The organism is Mucilaginibacter sp. P4_A11 (assembly GCF_056402535.1).
In genome coordinates this window covers 149,179-169,748 of the sequence record NZ_JBFUHE010000015.1, presented here as the reverse complement: position 1 = coordinate 169,748, position 20,570 = coordinate 149,179, and the positions used below count along the sequence as shown (strand labels likewise).

Genomic DNA, 20,570 nt, shown 5'->3' with positions numbered 1-20,570 from the left:
TTTTTAAAAAACATGAAAAGATTTAATTATAAATATATCGTAGCGTTTGCATTGATTGCTGCTTTATTCAGTTGCAAAAAAGCGTTAAACCTGAACCCGCAGGATACCTTGTCTGACGCGGCTTATTGGAAAAAAGCCAATGATTTTAAGCTGGCTGCAAATGCATTTTACTTATATGAAAGAACGTTTGCCGGTACCGTTACAGATGGTGTGCACAGCGATCTGAGATCAGATTTGTTGACTAACAGCACTAAGAACGTTTACAGTCAGGGAGCTAACAGTGTTGTTCAAACAGACGGAACGTACAATACAGATTTCCAGAGGATCCGGAATGTCAATTTCCTTTTAAACAAAGCTTCAGCATATGCCACACCGGCCGAAATTAGCCAGTATGTAGCCGAAGCCAAATTTTTCAGGGCATATGTGTATTTCGACCTTTTGCAAATCTTCGGCGGGGTAACCATTGTTTCGAAACCGCTTGATACTGATGACCCGTTATTGATGGCTCCCAGAAACTCAAGGGATGAAGTTGCCGATTTTATTATAGCCGATCTTAATGCCGCTATTGCCGACCTGCCGCTGGAAAGTGCGCTTAGGTCTGCAGATGAAGGGCGCGTAAGTAAAGGGGCTGCCGGAGCATTGCTATCAAGGGTGGCCCTTTATGAAGGTACCTGGCAAAAATCCAGAGGAAACACAACCCGCGCCAACGCCTTGCTGGACATAGCGATTAGCTCAGGTAAAGCTGTAATGACCAGCGGGCAGTATGCCTTATTTGGTACAACAGGTTCAAGTATTGCATTAGGAGATTCGGCGCAGAAGTATATGTTTATACTTGAAAATACCAAATCAAATCCGGCAGGTATTACCAAGTCAGCAAATACCGAGTATATCCTTTTTAACCGTTATGATGAAAGTATCCGGATCTCTAATCTTAACATAACCAAAACCACTTTTGCCAATGGCCTTGTGGATTGGGCAACCCGTAAATTGGCTAATCTTTATTTATGCAGCGATGGCTTGCCTATTGAAAAATCGCCATTGTTTAAAGGGTATGGCACGGCGAGGTCTGAATTTGCCAACAGGGATAAACGTATGCAATATACCTTAATGGTAAACGGCAATTACTACTGGAACAACACAAACTATCGTGTTACCTGGAAAAATGATGCCACGGATATCGCCAACGCCGCTTTTAAACCGCTGGTTTCCAATTTTGGTACAGGTTATCAGAACCAGAAATGGGCATCGGAAAGAAAGGTGGCCGACACTTACGAGTCATATGATTACCCGGTGATCAGGTATGCCGAGGTGTTACTGAACTACGCTGAAGCTACTTATGAACGTAACGGAAATATTTCTGATGCTGATTTAAATATTTCATTAAACCAGGTAAGGCACCGCGCAAACACCGTTATGCCGTTACTGACCAATGATTTTGTAACCGCTAACGGCTTAAATATGCAAACAGAGATAAGACGTGAACGAACCATCGAATTATATAATGAAGGTTTCCGCATTGATGACCTTAAACGTTGGAAAACCGCCGAAACGGAAATGCCGATGCCGGCGCTGGGCATTAAATGGGCCGGTACCGAATTCGCCACCATTTGGCCGGGCGCAAGTACCATACCTCAGGATGCAAACGGTGTGTTGATCATCGATAACAGTAGGACTTGGCAGGAGAAAAACTACCTGTTACCCCTTCCTCAGGACCAGATTAAGTTAAACAGTAAGCTTACGCAAAACCCGGGTTGGTAATTATCAACACAACCCGGATAGGTAATTATTGACTCAATCAGATCAGCCGATCTATAAAACATTAAAAAAGACCCAATTATGAAACCTACTTTATGGTTAATGGCGTTGTATGCCATATTGGTAACAATGTCCTGCAAAAAATCACCGTCATTGTATGGTGTAGAGCAAAGCAGCAAGGGTGTAGCTAACCCGACCGGAGCCGCGACATTTAAGCACCCGGGGGTATTGCTCACAGCATCGTCGTTAGATTATATCAAAACGCAGATCGCATCATCTTCGGAGCCATGGAACACAACTTTTATTGCCCTCAAAGCCTCAACATGGGCTTCTTTAAACTATCAAATGCAAGGGCCAACTCCACTTATTACCCGTGATCCTACAATTATAGCCCGCGATGGTATAAACTATAAGTCGATTATTGAAAATGACTCTTATGCTATCTTTTCTCAGGCCCTGATGTGGAAGCTTACCGGCAACAACGCTTATGCGGATAATGCGGTGAAAATGCTTAATGCGTGGTCCACTACTTTGAAGAGTATTACCAGTACCGGGCCGGATGTTTATCTATGTGCGAGTTTCAATGGTTTTATCATGGCCAATGGTGCCGAACTGGTACGTGATTATTCGGGATGGCAAGCCGCAGACCTGCAAAAATGTAAAGATATGTTCCGGAACATCTGGTATCCTGTAATTAAGGGTATCGAAATTCCCGGGGGGGCCAACGGAACCTGGGATAGTGCCAATGCTAAGGCGATCATGGCCTTTGGGATATTTCTGGATGACCAGTCTATGTTTGATGCTGCTTACAATTATTTCTATCATGGAAGCGGGGATGGTACTATTGAGCATTATTTTCTGCCAAGCGGGCAAAACCAGGAATCCGGCAGGACACAAAGCTATAGCCAGTTAGGGCTTTGCAATTTTGAAGAACTATGCGAAATGGGTTATAACCAAGGCAAGCCGGATATGTGGGTAGCTAAGGATACCGTCATTATGAAAGCTTTTGAATATAATGCCAAATATAACCTGGGCCAGGATGTACCTTACAATACAGCTTTCCCCGAGGTATATGGAAAATGGGTGTACCCGGCCATCTCCACTGATAGCAGGGGGAGTTACCGCCCTATATTTTATATGGCCTACAATCAATTTCATAACCGTCTTGGTGCAGCTATGCCAAATACCCAGCGCGTGCTGGAACAGTATACTGCCATTGAAAAACAAACTATCGGCACGGTAACAGACGGTACCGGCTGGGGTAGCTTATTGTTTTATCATCCATCGGCAGGCGGTTTAACTCCTGTTGCGGTTGGGGCATTAAGATGGGAGTTTGATGCGCTGGAAGGATGGGGAGGCATACCATGGGCCGAAAATTCAAAGGTTGCCGTGGCTAACGGCCAGTTAGAAGTTTCTGCTTCTATCGGTACTTACGTTCGTGCATGGCAGGGTTCTGCGCTGTTAGATCCTGTAACCTATCCTTACCTCGCTGTTAAAGTTACTCAGATACCCAAACTTAAAAAGAGCACCGACGATTGGGCTATCCAGGCCTATTGGAGTATAGGCGGTACAAACCATGATTACAGGTATGTTAGTAAAATAGATATGACGCTTTTGGGTACGCAGGTATATGTTATCAAATGGACACCAAAATCCGGCTTAAATGATGGGGTGCCATTCCCTACAAGTTCAACAACCGGCGGCCTTTACCTTGATTTTGGTGATTGCGCAAGCGGCGAAAAAGCTAAGGTGGACTGGGTACGTTCGTATAAAAACTTGACGGACATTCCGACTAATTAAACTAAAGATCTTTCAGGAACAATAAAAATAAATACTGAAGCCGGTTTCCGGCCGGCTTCAGTATTTATAATGCTCATAAAGAACTGATCTGTAGTTCTCTTTATAATTATTACTGCTAATTGCTTTTGATATGATTATAAAACGTGAAATTATTTGTCCTATATCTGTTAAACCGTTTTAGTGAAAGAAAACCAGAATGAAAAACGGAATAAAAAATCCAGGGGGTGATACTATCTGACATGAAAAAAAATGCAAAAATAATGATGACCTGCTTGTGGCTAACCTGCTGTATCAGTATGGCTCGGGGACAGGGTTTAAAAGATACTGCCCTTAGCCTCCAATCGCCGGATAAAAATATAACATTCAGGTTTAGTCAAAAAGTTGATGCCGGGAAGCGTACAATGTACTATAGTGTAGATTATAAAAGCAAACCGGTAATCCTTGAGTCAGTACTTGATCTCCAATTGGATAATGATCTTTCAGAAAAAGCTATGGCGCTTAAGGTCGATCAGCATAAAAACTGGTGCGAAAATCTGATGATCACCGGAGTTGATTCCTCCCGGCATGATACCACCTGGGTACCTGTTACCGGAGAACGGGCTGTTATCAGGGATCATTATAACGCCGTCAATATTACACTGGTAAAAGATGATAACCCAATTTATGTAATGCAGGTACAAGTTAGGGTTTACAACGAGGGGGTAGCGTTCATGTATTATTTTCCTGAAAATCCTAAAGGCACTTACTATAATATTACTGCCGAAAACACTGAGTTTAGTCTTCCTGAAGGCACTCAAACCTGGTTTGCCAACTGGGCACAAGCGCCATATTATAAATTACCCCTGAAAAATTGGCCCGGCGAAAGCGAACGGCCACTAACAGTAGAACTGCCTAATGGCTTGTTTGCAGCACTCGGAGAAGCGCAATTGGTTGACTATGCACGCACCAAATTTAAACTGAGTACTGATAAGGCATCCACCTTAGTAACCTCGATGTTTGGCGGGGCACAGCTGATCTCGCCGGTAGGCACCCCATGGCGGGCAATCATGATAGCTGAAAAGCCGGGGGATTTGATCGAACATAACTATATGATGCTTAATCTTAACGAACCATCAAGGATAGCTAATACCGATTGGATCAAACCCGGTAAGATCATGCGGGTAATGGCTCAGACCACAGCTGATGCAAAAGCAAATATAGATTTCGCAGTAAAGCATAATCTGCAATACATCCTGTTTGATTGGAAGTGGTACGGGCCTGCGTTTAGCTTCAGCTCGGATGCTACTAAAGTTGCAATACCTGATTTTGACCTGCCAGGTATAATTAAATATGGGAATGATAAAGGTGTGGGCGTTTGGCTCTATGTTAATCAGCAAGGCTTGTATGCGCAAAGCGACAGCTTGTTTGCCATCTACCATAAATGGGGAGTTAAAGGCGTAAAGTTCGGGTTTGTACAACAGGGCTCGCATCGCTGGACAACCTGGGTGGAAAAGGCAATTCAGCAGGCAGCAGATGCCCGCATCATGGTAAATATTCATGACGACTGGCGGCCAACGGGTGAGCAGCGAACCTGGCCAAACCTGATGTCGTCCGAGGGGATCCGTGGTAATGAGGAAATGCCTGATGCCACGCATAACACGGTATTGCCTTTTACGCGGTACATTGCCGGTGCTGCCGATTACACCATCTGTTATTTTGATAAACGCATTAAAACCACCCATGCCCATCAATTGGCGCTGGCGGCTATTTATTACAGTCCGCTGCAAACCTTGTATTGGTATGATAAGCCTTCAGCAGAGCATAATGAGTCCGAATTGGAATTTTGGGACAAGATCCCAACCATCTGGGATGAAACAAAAGTATTACAGGGAACTCCGGGGCAATACATCACAACAGCCCGCAGAAGCGGAAAAGAATGGTTTGTAGGTACCATCACCAACAATGAAGCACGTGAGGTTAAGCTTGATTTGAGTTTTTTAGAACCCGGTAAAAAATATAAAGCGACAATTTACAGCGATGATCCGTCTGTGAATACAGCCACGCATGTTAAGGTAAGCAGTAAAAGTGTAAATAATAAAACAGCATTGAAATTTGCATTGCTGCCATCGGGCGGGGAGGCAATTTGCCTTACTCCGGAAAAATAATTGATGATCAGCTTACTACAGTCTATCTATATACTTATATCAGCATGAATAAAACGGATAAAAACAATTTTGTGATCAGTGCAGACATCGGCGGTACGCATATTACAGCTGCTGTCATTGACCTGGAAAACAAAATGATCATTGAAGATACCCGTACCCGGGTAAACGTAAATTCTCAGGGAACGGCAACTGAAATACTTAAAAGCTGGTCAGCGGCATTGACACAAGCTTATGAAAAATTTGGTTCTTCGGTTCAACAGGTTGCCCTGGCAATGCCTGGCCCGTTTGATTATGAAAAGGGGATCTCATTGATCAAAGACCTGCATAAATATGAGGCTATTTATGGTTTGAATATTAAGGTGTACCTGTCGGAAGTGCTTGGGATAGACACAGCGGATATCCTGTTCCGCAATGACGCCGAGGCGTTTTTGCAAGGTGAAATTGTGGCAGGTGCAGGTACCGGGCACCAGAAAGCCCTGGGGATCACGCTGGGTACCGGGTTTGGATCTGCTCTGGGTTTTGATGGTATAGCGAAGGATTTGAACCTGGGTAGTGAGCTTTATAAGGATAGTATCGCGGATGATTATTTCTCTACAAGATGGTTCTTAAGGCGATATCGTGAAATAACAGGCTTGTCGGCTACGGGTGTGAGCGGGCTAACATTAACATCCAAACACAACGCTGTAGTCCAGGGCGTATTTGATGAATTTACGGCTAACTTATCTTTATTCCTTAAAGATATAGTCCTGGCCGAAAAACCTGATGTAGTTGTTATTGGCGGAAATATTGCAAAAGCATCGGACCTGTTCCTCAAAGGGCTCAGCGACAGGTTAGCAGCGGGTTCCGAAAATTTTAAAATAAAATTGGCTCTTTTAGGTGAAGATGCGGCCCTAATGGGTGCCGCGGCGGGTTTTGAAAGCAGATCTGAACTGAATTTTTACTTAACGCCAATCAACCGGGTAATCAATTTTAATAAACCATATGACCAATAAACCAGCTTTTACCGAGAAAAGATTTATCGTAACCTTCGTATTTGTTACCTCGCTGTTCCTTATGTGGGGCTTGCTGCATTCTATGAGCGATGTGCTGAATAAGCATTTTCAAAACGTGCTCAACCTCTCCATATCCCAATCCGGCCTGATACAATTTTCAGTTTTTGGCGCTTATTTTATTATGAGTATCCCGGCAGGTTTATTCATGAAAAAATACGGCTACAAGTCTGGTGTGATATTAGGTTTACTTTTATTTGCCGGAGGTTTATTTTTATTTGTGCCGGCAGCCAACGCCGCCTCCTTCGTCTTTTTCAGGATAGCACTTTTTATCGTAGGCTGTGGCATGGCAACACTCGAAACGGTGGCACATCCGTTTGCCGCAGCGCTTGGCGACCAGCGTAAAAGCGACCTGCGGTTAAACTTTGCGCAAACGTTTAATGCAGTGGGTACCATCATAGGGCCTACCATTGGCGGCTTTTTCCTGTTGAGCGGAGACACTGTGAAATCAACAGATCTTACCTCAGTTAAAACTTTATATGTAGCCATTGGCATTGTAGTGTTATTAATAGCTGTTGTATTTGCGTTTTTGAAGATACCGGCTTTAACAGACCCTCATGCAACCATTGTAGCTGATGATCCGGAAGCCATTAATGTAGATGTAGCCCCTTCAAAAAAGCTATTCCAGCATAGTCACTTTGTATGGGCTTGTGTTGCTCAATTCTTTAATGTAGCTGCACAAGCAGGTACCTGGGCTTATTTTATAAATTATGGCGCAAGTGTAATGCATTTCAGTGATGAAAAAGCCGCTTATTTTATGAGTTTATTTATGGGTATGATGTTGCTTGGCCGTATTGTAGGCACCTCATTCATGACCGTTATTGCCCCCAATAAATTGCTGGCCGCATTTGCCTGCGGCAGTATCTTAATGTGCCTGGTAGTTGCACAAAGTTTAGGCTGGACATCGTACATCGCCCTGCTGATGATCAATTTCTTCTTCAGCATTATGTTCCCTACCATTTTTAGTTTGGGGATCAAAAACCTGGGTAACCATACACAGCAGGCTTCGTCTTTTATAGCGATGGGGGTAGTAGGCGGCGCGGTATTCCCTATGATCATGGGGCAGATAGCCAACCACAGCGTAGCACATGCTTATTACCTGCCTATCATTTGTTATGCGGTGATCTTTTTATTCGGCGCCAAATTTTATAAAGTTAAGCACTAATGAAAAGCATCCGGGTAATCATATCAATTTTTATACTAGTGGCTATAGCCTTGGTTGCAGCTGCGCAGATGCAGGCAAAAAAGCCCGTGGTGTATGATTTTTCTTACCTGGATAGGAAAATCAGCGGCTGGGTTGATAGCGGTTACTACAAAGGTGCATCAGTTATTATTGTTAAGGATGACAAGGTTATCCACCAAAAATATTTTGGAAATTATACCCCTGAAACAGTAGCCTATATAGCATCGGCAGGCAAATGGCTTGCTGCTACTACTATAGCTGCCGTAGTTGATGATGGGAAATTATCATGGGATGACAAGGTTAAAAAATGGCTGCCCGAATTTAAAGATCAAAAAGGAGAGGCCACTTTAAGGCAACTATTTTCGCATACTGCCGGTTATCCCGATTATCAATCGGCAGGCAGACATCCTGATAACTATAAAACCCTGAAAGAATCGGTAGCCCATATTGTCGATCTGCCTGCTGATACTGCTCCCGGAACCAAATTTAAATACGGCGGCCTTGCCATGCAGGTAGCCGATCGTATGGCCGAACTGGCTGCGGGTAAAGATTGGGAATTGATCTTTCAGGAAAAGATAGCAAAACCCTTAGGCATGCAATTGACTCATTTTACGCCTGTGAGCGATGTTGGCGGCCAAAGCCCTATGTTGGGCGGCGGGGTAAGATCGTCACTGGAAGACTATGCTCGTTTCCTAAACATGATCATCCATAACGGAGTATATAAAGGCAAACGCATCCTGTCGGCAAAAGCCATACAGGAGATGCAGGCCGACCAGGTTGGAAATGCTAAAATGACCGATCCTTACGTTGAAAACACCCGGGCGAGTGAACGAAAGGATGTTTATGGCCTTGGTGAATGGCGTGAAGAGGTTGATGCCAAAGGCAACGCCACATTGATCAGCAGCCCAAGCTGGGCCGGGGCCTATCCCTGGATCGATAAAAAGCATAACGTTTATGGCTTCCTGCTTGCCCGCGTAGCCGAAATGAAAAACGGCTTCAATTCGTTTTTAGGCAGCCCCGTGTTACCACTGTTGGTGAGGGATGTGCTGGCACAGGCAAACATGAAAAATGTAAAGCAAGGTTACATCACAACAGCTGACGGTGCTAAACTCTATTATGAAGAAACAGGAAAAGGCGAGCCACTTATCCTGATCCACGGGCATTCATTTGACCGCACGGAATGGGACCCGCAGTTTTTTGAGCTGGCTAAAAAATACAAGTTGATCCGTTATGATCTAAGGGGATACGGCTGGTCATCGATGCCTTCAGAAAATCAGAAAGCCCTGCATGCCGACGATCTGAAAACCTTAATGGATCAGCTGCATATAGCAAAAGCGCACATCGTTGGGCTGTCATTGGGCGGGTTTATTGTTACCGATTTTTTAGCGCTTTACCCCGGTCGCCTGCTTTCGGCTACTGCTGCCAGTGGCGATTTTTTTGACGTGCCCGGTCCCGGTCAGCCATGGACTTCCGAAGAGGCCGAAACTCAATATAAAAAGATCAAAGTATGGCAGGCAAAAGGCATCCAGGCCAATAAACAGGAATGGTTTAGCAAACTAACCAAGCGCAACGGCAAAAATATCGAAAGCTTGAGGCAGCCCGTCTGGAATATGATCTATAAATGGGATGCATGGCAGCCTCAGCATCTTGAGCCCCGTTTTTTACTTGGTACCGAGGCGGAAACCCGGTTAAGGGCGCAAAAAATAATCGTTCCGGTATTGATACTCACCGGCGCTGCCGATGCCAATGTTCCCGATAGGTTGTTGAAAGTAGTACCATCGGCTAAGCAGATGATCATTCCTCATGCCGGACATGTAAGCAATCTCGAAAACCCCAAGGGTTTCAACGAAAAACTGCTGGCTTTTTTGAACACGATAAAATTAAAAGAAGATGAAAAGAATTAGGAGGTTCCTGTGGATTGGATTGCTGATGCTGCCTTTAGGGTTATCAGCCCAATATATAGGGCAGCATCAATCTCAAATAAAAGCAGCACCAAAGATTACTGTTAAAGCATACAGTTTTGATTTACAGGATGTAAAGCTGCTTGATAGTCGCTTTAAGGAAAATATGAACCGCGAAGGCGAATGGATGTTATCTCTGCCGGTAGAGCGTTTGCTGCACAGCTTCAGGGTTAACGCGGGTATGCTTACCCATAAAAAAGATAGTAAAACAAAAATGCCCACTCCGCTTGGCGGCTGGGAAGCTTTGGATATGGAGTTGCGTGGTCATAGTATAGGTCACCTGTTATCAGGGTTGTCATTCCAATATGCTGCCACCGGAAACATAGTTTTTAAGCAAAAGATAGACAGCCTGGTTTCCGGACTCGCCGAGGTGCAGGTTACTCTGAACGAAGGAGGATATTTAAGCGCATTTCCGCAAAATTATATCGACAGAAATATTCAAGGCAAAAGTGTTTGGGCTCCCTGGTACACCCTGCATAAAATAGTGGCCGGTTTAATCGATGCTTACTGGTATGCAGGCGATACGCAGGCACTGGATGTGGTGAATAAATTGGCCTCATGGGCTTATCGAAAGATCTCGCCACTGAGCGAGGATCAACTGGCCCTGATGCTCAGGAACGAATTTGGCGGCATGAACGAAGCATGGTATAATTTATATTCCATCACCGGCAACGCGGAGCATAAAAAGCTTGGAGACCTGTTTTATCACCACGCAGTGCTTGATCCCTTAGCTGTTGGGGAGGACAAACTCAACAAGATGCACGCCAATACTGTTATTCCCAAAATTACGGGGGAGGCCCGTGCTTATGAATTAACCGGCGATGACAGGGATAAAGCTATCGTAAGCAATTTCTGGGATAATGTGATCCATAATCAAACCTATGTCATCGGCAGCAATAGTGATAAGGAACATTTTATTGAGCCTGGAAAGATCTCAAAATTCATAACCGGCTATACCGGCGAAACCTGTAATACCTACAATATGCTCAAGGTAACGCGCCACCTGTTTACCTGGGATGCCAACGTAAAATATGCCGACTATTATGAGCGTGCTTTATACAATCATATTTTGGGGCAGCAGGATCCCAAAACCGGTATGGTATGTTATTTTACACCATTGAAAGCCGGAGCATTCCGGCTATACAGTACCCGCGATAGTTCGTTTTGGTGCTGCGTAGGCTCAGGGTTTGAGAGCCAGTCGAAATACGGCGAAGCTATTTATTACCATAACGATCAGGGTGTTTATGTCAACCTGTTCATTCCCTCGGTATTAACCTGGAAAACGAAAGGTTTGAAATTAAGACAGGAAACCGCTTATCCCGAAGAGACAACTACAAAACTCATTATCGACTCGGCAAATGCAGAAAGCTTATCGCTTTATATCCGTTACCCGGGCTGGGCGCTTAGTGGTGCAACAGTAAAAATAAATGGTAAAAACGTCAAAGTTGACCAGTCACCCGGAAGCTATATCACCCTGAGCCGTAAATGGAAAACGGGTGACAAGGTAGAAATAACCTACCCAATGACCTTGCACCTGGAACCAACACCCGATAATCCCAAAATAGCTGCTGTGATGTACGGGCCGGTAGTACTGGCAGGTGAAATGGGTACCGAAGCGATGCCGGCGCACGCACCTTATCATGACCCTACCGATCCCTATCAGTATTATGACTATGATTATAACATCCCTGCGAATCTTGTACATGCCCTGAATATCAACAATGATAACATTTCAGGTGCTATAAAACCGATTAAGGGGGAGCCTTTAATTTTTAAAACCACCAATACCGCAAATGGAACGCCGGTTATACTTGAACCTTACTATAACCAGCACCGCCAGCGCTATGTGGTTTACTGGGATTTAAATTAACAAGAATAGCTTAAACATGTATAAAAACAGTTTTATCAAAAGCTTAATAACAGGATTGATCCTGCTTACAGGTATTGGTCAAGGTTTCGCACAGGTATCTAAAGTTTGGGTTGCAGATAAAGGTAATGGTACTTATCAAAACCCTATTATCCACGCTGATTATTCCGACCCTGATGCTATCCGCGTAGGAAATGATTATTACATGGTATCATCCAGTTTTAATTGTATGCCGGGATTACCGATCCTTCATTCTAATGACCTGGTGAACTGGAAGCTGATCAACTATGCCTTAAAAAGGCAGGAGCCTGCGGCGGTTTATGATCTGCCCCAGCATGGCAAGGGTGTTTGGGCGCCCTGTATCCGTTATCATAACAACGAGTTTTATATCTACTACCCGGATTCGGATTATGGTATCTACATGATTAAAACCAAAAATCCCGCCGGAGATTGGGGAAAACCGGTATTGGTATTGCCGGGCAAAGGGATCATTGATCCGGCTCCGTTCTGGGATGATGACGGCAAAGCTTATTTAGGCGTTGCCTGGGCTGGGAGCCGTGCCGGTGTTAACAGTCTCATCACCGTTTTTAAGATGGATGCAAGTGGAACAGCAGTTACCGATGAAGGAACACATGTTTATGACGGGCACGGAAAAAATCATACCATAGAAGGTCCCAAGTTTTATAAACGGAATGGCTATTACTACATTCTTGCCCCGGCAGGGGGAGTGGCTACTGGCTGGCAGTTAGCACTACGTTCTAAAAATATTTATGGCCCTTATGAAGAAAAGGTACTAATGGACCAGGGCAAAACCAATGTGAACGGTCCGCACCAGGGTGCGCTGGTGGAAACCCAAACAGGTGAGCCCTGGTTTATTCATTTCCAGGACAAAGGCGTTTACGGCCGGGTAGTTCATTTACAACCGGTGAAATGGGTGAACTACTGGCCGGTGATTGGTAATGACCCGGATCAGGATGGTAAAGGAGAACCGGTTTCCACCTATAAAAAGCCCAATACAGGCGTGGTGTGTCCCATTCAGACGCCTGCCGAAAGCGATGAATTTAACAGTGATAAAACCGGTTTGCAATGGCAATGGCATGCCAATCCTAAGATTCAATGGAGCGCCCAGATCAAAGGATCAGGTTATTTAAGGCTGTTTGCTTATCCGCAGGATAAAAATGCGGTTAACCTTTGGACCACGCCAAATCTGCTGTTGCAAAAACTGCCGGCTCCCGACTTTACGGCCACTACCAAGGTAAAATACCAGGTTGAGTGGGAGGCAGGGCAGGGGAAAAAAGCCGGCTTATTGATGATGGGCAATGATTATGCATATCTCTCCATATCAAAAGATAACCAAGGCTACAAGTTAAGTGCCGTGGTTTGTAAAAACGCCATGGACGGTACAGCAGAGGAAGTAACCGATGAGAAACGGATCAAAAGTGCTGAAGCATATCTGCGTATCAAAGTAAGCTCGCCCGATGCCCGGTGTGTTTTCAGCTACAGCGAAGACGGGATAAATTTTACCACTATTGGAAAAGAGTTTGCTGCCAAACCTGATAAATGGATCGGTGCTAAAGTAGGCTTGTTTTGTATCAGCACACCCGATGTACGTATGGGGGGCTACGCGGATTTCGACTGGTTCAGGGTAGACAAGTAGCATATTATTTTATAAAGAAAGAAGAATAAATGATGATCATTATGATTGAAAGATATTTACGGAGACAAAACACGGTGGCCAAACTTGTCTTGTCGGGTTTATCGCTATGGTTACTTGCAATTACACCTGTTAATGCACAACAGATAAATATCTCCGGTGTGAATGTAAAAGGCCATCCCCGCTTGCTTGCTGATGAAAACATCGGCAGGGATAAGGTCAACACACTCATAAAAAAGGAGGACTGGGCAACAACAACCTTTAACCAGATCCGGGCAGACGCAGATGCAAATGTTTCCCGCTATCAAACAGACAGCACATGGATGTCATCCCGGTTACAGATGTACTGGAAGCAGCATTATACTGATGTTTTTATTAAAAATGGCATCTATGCTTATGCAACCGGTCATGCACCTGTACCCACCGTCAGGTTTACCGGAACGCGGGACGCAGCTACTCAATACATGCGCCCAAAGCTGGAAGATATCAGGCCCTATATGGATGAGGATGGTAAATTGTACCTGCAAAACGGAACTGTGCCGGGCAAGCCATGGGAGTGGGTAGAACAGTCAAAAACAGGGCGGATCATCGAATCGATCAATATCGAGATCATTGAAAAGGCCCGGAACGCCGCAATGTTTTACTGGCTTACCGGCGATGAAAAGTATGCAGCCTTTTCCTATGCTATCCTGGATACCTATATCACAGGGATGGGATACCGGAACGAGCCCATTGACCTTAACCACGGTCATGATCAAACACTGGTCGGTTTATCTGCCTTTGAAGTGATCCACGAAGATGTGCTGGAGCCTTTAACTGCCGGCTATGATTTCCTTTTTCATTATATCAAAAAGCATCACCCCGAAAAATTACAGACGTATGCCGTTACCTTTAAAAAATGGGCCGATCTCATCATCAAAAATGGCGTGCCGTTTAATAACTGGGATTTAATAGAGGCCAAGTTTGTAGCAGATATTGCCATCATCCTTGAAAACGATAGCTATTATGCCGATAAACGGGGATGCCAGTATTACCTCGACCAAATCCTGAATAAAACCTATACCCGCCAGTGGAGTTTAACTACGCTGCTGAAAGGCTATGACCCGGTAACAGCTATCTGGGGCGAGTGCCCCGGTTATTCTCAAAATGTGATAGCTGATTTTACGGGCTTTGTAAACCTCTTTGATCGCACATTACATACCGATCTTCTGAAACAGATACCAGTTTTGCCTAAAGCGGTGCTGGCTTATGCCCAATACCTGTACCCCAACGGATATATTGTTGGTTTCGGCGATACCCATTACGGCAAACTCCGAACCGATGCCATATCCGATCTGATCCGAAATGCCCGCGTGAACAATAAACGCGGTCAGGAAGCTATCTACAGCCGGATGCTAAAAACGATCAACACCCTGGGGCAGCAGGACAGCCCCGGAACAGTTATACGGCAAACAGGTTTTAATGCACTTTTCGGTACCCCACCCATTACCATTCCTGATACAGTTAAGGCAGGATCGCCGGGGGATTACCTGACGGCGACGTTCTGGTCGCCTAATGTAAGCTGGATGGTACAGCGTAATGGTTTGGATGTAAATACGGGGCTGATGATCTCTCAAGCCGGTTCCAGCGGTAACCATATGCATGCAAACGGCATTGCCATGGAACTTTATGGCAGGGGAATAGTACTTGCGCCGGAAGGGGGCATTGGCGGGAGCTATTTTCAGACCGATTATGCCGAATATTATTCGCAGTTTCCGGCACATAATACCGTAGTGGTTGATGGGATTTCATCATATCCGGCTATGAAAAGCAACCACCCCCTGAAACTAAATGCCTGTTACCCGCAGACTGCTCAAAAGGGGGGATATTTTAAAGGCATTACATTTTCGGATGTCTCTTTTCTTGAACCCGAAACTAATGCCGATCAAAACAGGCTGATGAGCATTGTCCGCACCGGCGATTCGACAGGGTATTATGTAGATATCTTCAGGTCAAGGCGTAAAGATGGTAAGGACAAGTCGCATGATTATATCTACCATAACCTCGGGCAGCAGGTCACTTTATCTGCTAATGACAATAAACCGTTGGAGATCCGGCCAACGGAGAAACTTACGTTCGCGAATACAGAATTGGTAGGCTACGATTACTTCTATGATAAAAAATCGATTAGAACTGACAACGATTTTAAAGCCCGTTTCAGTTTAAGCATCCCCGGCAAGGAAAGCATATTCATGAATATGTGGATGAAAGGCTATGCCGGCAGGGAAGTATTCAGTGTAAAAGCACCACCATCAAAAGCCTGGCGTAAAAATGAAATGATCCCGGACAGCATTGCCAATATGCCATTACCTACGGTTGTTGTGCGCCAAACCGGCGAAGCATGGAGTAAGCCATTTGCCGCAATCTATGAACCATCAGGAGCTGCCAATAGTGGAACTGCAATTAAAAGTATCAGCTCATTCGGTAGCGAGCCGGGTTTTACCGGGCTTATAGTCAACAATAAATTAGGAAGGAGCGATTACATCTTTGCCCATGCCGAAACACGACAGGCGGGTTTCGAAGATATGCAGTTTAAGGGTTTATATGGGGTGATCAGCGTTAGCGACAGTAAGCTGGTTAGTCTGTTTTTGGGTAAAGGGGTAAGTATAGCTAAAAATGGCTACGGCTTAACTTCTTCGCAGCCGGCATCTGCTTCATTGTGGCTGGAGCAGGGTAAGCTGCACTTTACTGCCGATCACACGGTGAAGCTTTATCTGCCCGCTATCATATTGTCCGCACACCATAGCGTCTTGCTAAACAATGTAACGGTAAAAGGCGAGCCGGTAAACCAAAACGGTAAAAAACAATGGTGTTTTAATATGCCGGCAAGTGCCGATGCTGAAATTGTATTGAATTAAGATTATGAAAAGAAGGCATAACCACTACATTTCACTTGTGATTGTTCTACTGCTTTTTGCGGGGCAGTTTGCTCATGCCGCGGTATGGCAATGGTCGGTACCCGTTAAACCGGTAAGTGTTAACAAAGATCCTTCCCGAGCATTTTTATGGATACCGCCAAACTGTAAACAAGTAGAGGCAGTCATATTCACTCAAAACAATATGGAGGAGCAATCCATACTGGAAGACCCAGAATTTAGAGCTGAAATGGGTAAACTGGGGGTTGCAGAGATCTGGGTTAGCCCCGCCTTCAATCTGAAATTTTTATTTAATGAAGGAGCGGGGGAACAGTTTAATGCGCTGGTTAATGACCTGGCTGATATTTCCGGTTATAGTGAATTGAAAATTGCGCCGGTAATCCCGATGGGGCATTCGGCAGCAGCAAGCGCGCCATACTATTTTGGCGCATGGAACCCGGCGCGTACGCTGGCCTGTATCTCGGTAAGTGGGCAATGGCCGTATGTAAGAAATGTTTTTGCTCCCGATATCTGGAGCAAAGATCAAAGCCTTGATTATATCCCTTGCCTGGAAACGATGGGTGAATATGAGGCTGCCAACACCTGGAGTGAGGAAGGATTAAAGGAGCGGCAGGAACATCCTCTGTTGCCGCTGAGCATGCTATCCAGCCCGGCCCAGGGGCATTTCGCCACCACCAGAGAAAAGACCGCCTACATTGCCTTTTACATCAAAAAAGCCATACAATACCGGTTGCCTAAAAATCTACCGACGAATACAGCGCCGAAATTGATTGATATCGATCCTACAAAAACTGGCTGGATGGTTGATAAATGGCGCTATAATGAACTGCCTGCGGCAAGCCCTGCGCCTGTGGGTAGCTATAAAGGCGATGCATCAAAAGCCTTTTGGTATTTTGATGAAGAAACGGCCAAAGTAACAACAGCTTACCAGGAAAAACATCGCAACCAAAAACCGCAGCTGATAGGGTATGTACAACACGGCCAAATGGTTGAACAACGCAATACGCACCAGCAGGTAAACCTGAAATTTGAACCTGATACCGATGGGATCACTTTTAAACTTCATGCTGCGTTTTATGATACGGTGGCTGGCGGTAGCCCTCGTTTACCCATGTGGTCAGGTATGCCTGTCGGTTCTCCAATAGGTCATGCAGCAGGAGATATTCCTATAGCTATTAACCGGATTACAGGGCCGGTTATTAAGTTAAATGATTCTACTTTCAGGTTAAGTCCACAGGCCGGTTACTGGGAGAATCTGCATAGTTATGAACTGTGGTTTGCTGCCACCCATCCTGGGGATGCTGAATATAAACCTGCAGTTCAACAATCGTTGATGATTGTACCGCCACGCAACACGGCTGGTAAAGAACAGCATATTACATTTTTATCAATCCCTAATCAAAAACGATACGCAAAGGGGATAAGATTGAAAGCCTCGTCAGATGCGCATGTACCAGTAGGTTTTTATGTTTTGGAAGGCCCGGCCGAGCTGTTGGGTAATTCCTTAAATATTACAGATATTCCGCCGCGCAGCCGTTTCCCGGTAAAGGTTACCGTAGTGGCCTGGCAGTATGGTGATAGTCATGAGCCTAAACTGCAAACAGCAACACCTGTAGAGCAATCTTTTTTTATAGAAAAATAACTTCGACACTTAAATATTAACCATGGCTATGCTTTTATTAACTAACTCCGTATGTATCACTTAAATCTCAAGCCAATGAAATAAATTAAAACCACTTAAAATCAATAATTGATTCAGGGATGGATCAATTATATCCCGTACGGTATAAAAATCTCTCATTATACCTGGAAAACTGATTGCCAATTATCAGTTAAAAATCAATGTTTTTATAAAAGTGTTTGACGGTGCTGAATCAGCGCGACAGGTTTTCTATTGCCTGAAGTAAAGGAAATGCTACCGAAAAATTGGCACTTCTTAAACCATACTAAATTATAATTCACCAATTAAATTTTATAAATTATGAGAAAAGCTTTGTTTTATGCGAGTATCATTATGCTTGCAGTATCTACCGGTTGCTCTAAGGAAAAAAAAGGCTTGGTAGGGACAAAAGCCGCCGGCGAATCTGAAAATAGCAACGTGAAAACCTCGGCGATTGATTTCATACATCCCGGAACGGTATTGACCAAGCCGCAAATGCAGTATGCCTACGCTCAGGCAATGGCTAATGTGGAGCCATACAAAACAACCTTTGCTAATTTCCAAAGCAATTATGCTACATTTTTATCCAGCAGCTATGCACCGCACGCTCACGCCCAGGTTGGCCGCAATGAATTTAAAAGCGATTATGAAAACGATGCGATGGCTATGTTCGTTAATGGTGTAATGTGGAACATGACCGGGCAAGCCCAGTATGCCGACAAGGTTATTCAATTGCTTGATGCATGGGCTTCAACCTGTACTTCTATTCAATATCCTGATAACGACTGGCAGTTGTGTAATGGTTACGGGTTGCATTTTATGATTTACGGGGCAGATATGGTTTACAACTATTCTGGCCTTACTTCAACGAAGAAAACCAATTATAAAAACCTGTTCAAAATATTTTATAACTATTATGCAGCTTATGCCGCCACTTATAGCAAAACAAGTCCGTTTGTTGTGGCTGGTTGGCCATCCTGGGGATCAAGTGCCGGTAAGTTTATAATGGCATACGGCATATTCTGCGAAAGCCAGACAGCATATAATTTATCGCTGGAATATTTTAACAGAACTGCTGCCAATGGGGCCGACAATGGTACCAACGTAACCGCATTTTTATCAACAGGACAGCCTGTTGAAGGGGGACGTGATCAATATTATACCCAGCTATGTTTAGCCAGCTTCCTGGAATGGGCCCAGATGGCGTATAATCAAGGTGACAAATCATTATATGACGCGCGTAGTGGGGTGATTGGTAAGGCCATGGAATATACGGCTAAATACAACCTTGGAAACAGCGTGACCTGGGATCCTGTAACTCCCGCAACCTCTATCTGGGCTGTAACTCCTCCCATCAATTCTATTTCAACTTCTAACCGAGGTAATTACCGCCCTATCTGGTATATGGGGTATAATTATTATCACCGCTATCGCGGTTTAAGTATGCCGTACACCGAACAGGTTATGGCCAGCCATGTAAATGAAGGAGCTACAGCCACCATTACCGACGAAGTTGGATGGGGAAGTTTATTTTATTGCAATACTTCACAGACCGTTGTTACCCCATCATACACGTGGTCGGGTATTTATTGAATTTTATCTTTTTTAGCGCCGGGTATAAGTTAAGCCCGGCGTTACTTGCGCGCGCAAGTAACAGGGTGTAAGTTAATAACGTACGAGAAAATTAATGATTCTCTCGTACGTTATAAGGGTTTTAATGAACCCTGAAATTAAAACTAATTATATCTGAAGTATCCATAATCATCACAAAGGGAACATTAAATTTGAATTTATAAGTCCCTCTGATGGAAATGTACAATTTCTTGACTTCTGGCGTGAAAACCAATTTGTATCACAAGGACAGGAGACTTTCAGCATCATCCCCAAAGATAATAAACCGTTAGGTGAACTTATTTTACCTTCAAACGGTGCGGGAAAAGTAAAGTTAGGGCAGGAAGTTATTGTAAAACTGGAGAACTATCCTTATCAACAATATGGAACCATTAAGGGCAGGGTACAAAGTATTTCGTTAACAACAAATCAATCCAGAGATAAGAACAATACCTTTACCAATAATTATATGATCGTTGTCAGTTTGCCTAATCCTCTTAGAACCAATTTCGGCGTTATGTTGAGTTTTAAATCAGATTTAAAAGGTAGTGCTGACATCATAACAGATGATCGAAAACTTGTGAGCAGGCTTTCGATCATCTAAAAAATTCCTATAAAAAGTAATCAGAAATTACACTAATTATGTCGGGGCTATATGTCGGGCATACTATAGTTTTTAAAAGATAACCCATAGAGGGAACAAAACTTATGTAATAGCTTTAATTGCTCTACAATTTGGTTCGAATGATCTCCGGTCCGGGAGTACAAAATAGTTCGGTAGTATGTGCCTGGCCGTGGGGAGAGCTTTTATTTTTTCATAATAAATTTAGTCCCCTCCAATTTGCTCATCCACCGTTTTATCTAAACTACTGTAACGTTCCTGCTCAATGAGGAATGCTTTATTATATTTGCGCCAGCTTAAACGATCACATTCAACAAAAAACAGTGTATACATCATCAAATTTGATGCA

At 44.2% G+C, this 20,570-nt stretch carries 12 protein-coding genes; 11 read left to right on the top strand and 1 reads right to left on the bottom strand.

What is annotated here, in order from left to right; translation table 11 throughout:
• The first annotated feature begins 12 nt into the window (after positions 1-12).
• The 11 genes from AC1DUD_RS24800 (at position 13) to AC1DUD_RS24750 (ending at position 19,581) form a co-directional block, all read left to right on the top strand.
• The gene (locus tag AC1DUD_RS24800; protein ID WP_477379458.1) at positions 13-1,758 is read left to right on the top strand and encodes a RagB/SusD family nutrient uptake outer membrane protein; all 1,746 of its coding nucleotides are present in this window, start codon (positions 13-15) and stop codon (positions 1,756-1,758) included.
• A gap of 78 nt (positions 1,759-1,836) precedes the next feature.
• On the top strand, positions 1,837-3,555 hold the full coding sequence (locus AC1DUD_RS24795) for an alginate lyase family protein (protein WP_477379456.1): 1,719 nt from the start codon (positions 1,837-1,839) through the stop codon (positions 3,553-3,555).
• Positions 3,556-3,851: 296 nt separating this feature from the next.
• A complete protein-coding gene (locus AC1DUD_RS24790; RefSeq protein WP_477379454.1) occupies positions 3,852-5,699 on the top strand; it encodes a glycoside hydrolase family 97 protein in 1,848 nt (615 codons plus the stop codon).
• Positions 5,700-5,743: 44 nt separating this feature from the next.
• Positions 5,744-6,691, top strand: coding sequence for an ROK family protein (locus AC1DUD_RS24785; protein WP_477379452.1), 948 nt, complete (start codon positions 5,744-5,746; stop codon positions 6,689-6,691).
• Positions 6,681-7,913 carry a sugar MFS transporter gene (locus AC1DUD_RS24780; RefSeq protein WP_477379450.1) on the top strand — a complete coding sequence of 411 codons (1,233 nt, stop codon included), beginning with the start codon at positions 6,681-6,683 and terminating at the stop codon, positions 7,911-7,913. Before AC1DUD_RS24785 ends, AC1DUD_RS24780 begins: the two co-directional genes overlap by 11 nt.
• Complete coding sequence (locus tag AC1DUD_RS24775; protein ID WP_477379448.1) at positions 7,913-9,835, top strand: alpha/beta fold hydrolase; 1,923 nt, start codon at positions 7,913-7,915, stop codon at positions 9,833-9,835. Before AC1DUD_RS24780 ends, AC1DUD_RS24775 begins: the two co-directional genes overlap by 1 nt.
• On the top strand, positions 9,822-11,762 hold the full coding sequence (locus tag AC1DUD_RS24770) for a glycoside hydrolase family 127 protein (protein ID WP_477379446.1): 1,941 nt from the start codon (positions 9,822-9,824) through the stop codon (positions 11,760-11,762). The genes AC1DUD_RS24775 and AC1DUD_RS24770 overlap by 14 nt, the downstream gene beginning before the upstream one ends.
• A gap of 16 nt (positions 11,763-11,778) precedes the next feature.
• A complete protein-coding gene (locus tag AC1DUD_RS24765; RefSeq protein WP_477379444.1) occupies positions 11,779-13,416 on the top strand; it encodes a glycoside hydrolase family 43 protein in 1,638 nt (545 codons plus the stop codon).
• A gap of 74 nt (positions 13,417-13,490) precedes the next feature.
• A complete protein-coding gene (locus AC1DUD_RS24760) occupies positions 13,491-16,310 on the top strand; it encodes an endo-acting ulvan lysase-like protein (protein WP_477379442.1) in 2,820 nt (939 codons plus the stop codon).
• A gap of 4 nt (positions 16,311-16,314) precedes the next feature.
• Entirely contained in the window at positions 16,315-17,970 is a 1,656-nt protein-coding gene (locus AC1DUD_RS24755; protein WP_477379440.1) for a hypothetical protein, read from the top strand.
• A gap of 339 nt (positions 17,971-18,309) precedes the next feature.
• Positions 18,310-19,581, top strand: a complete 1,272-nt coding sequence (locus AC1DUD_RS24750; RefSeq protein ID WP_477379438.1) for an alginate lyase family protein — start codon at positions 18,310-18,312, stop codon at positions 19,579-19,581.
• An 844-nt stretch (positions 19,582-20,425) separates the two neighbouring features.
• On the opposite strand, the gene AC1DUD_RS24745 is transcribed toward AC1DUD_RS24750, so the two are convergent.
• Positions 20,426-20,554: a hypothetical protein gene (locus tag AC1DUD_RS24745; RefSeq protein WP_477379436.1), complete on the bottom strand. Its 129-nt coding sequence runs from the start codon at positions 20,552-20,554 to the stop codon at positions 20,426-20,428.
• Positions 20,555-20,570 lie beyond the last annotated feature (16 nt).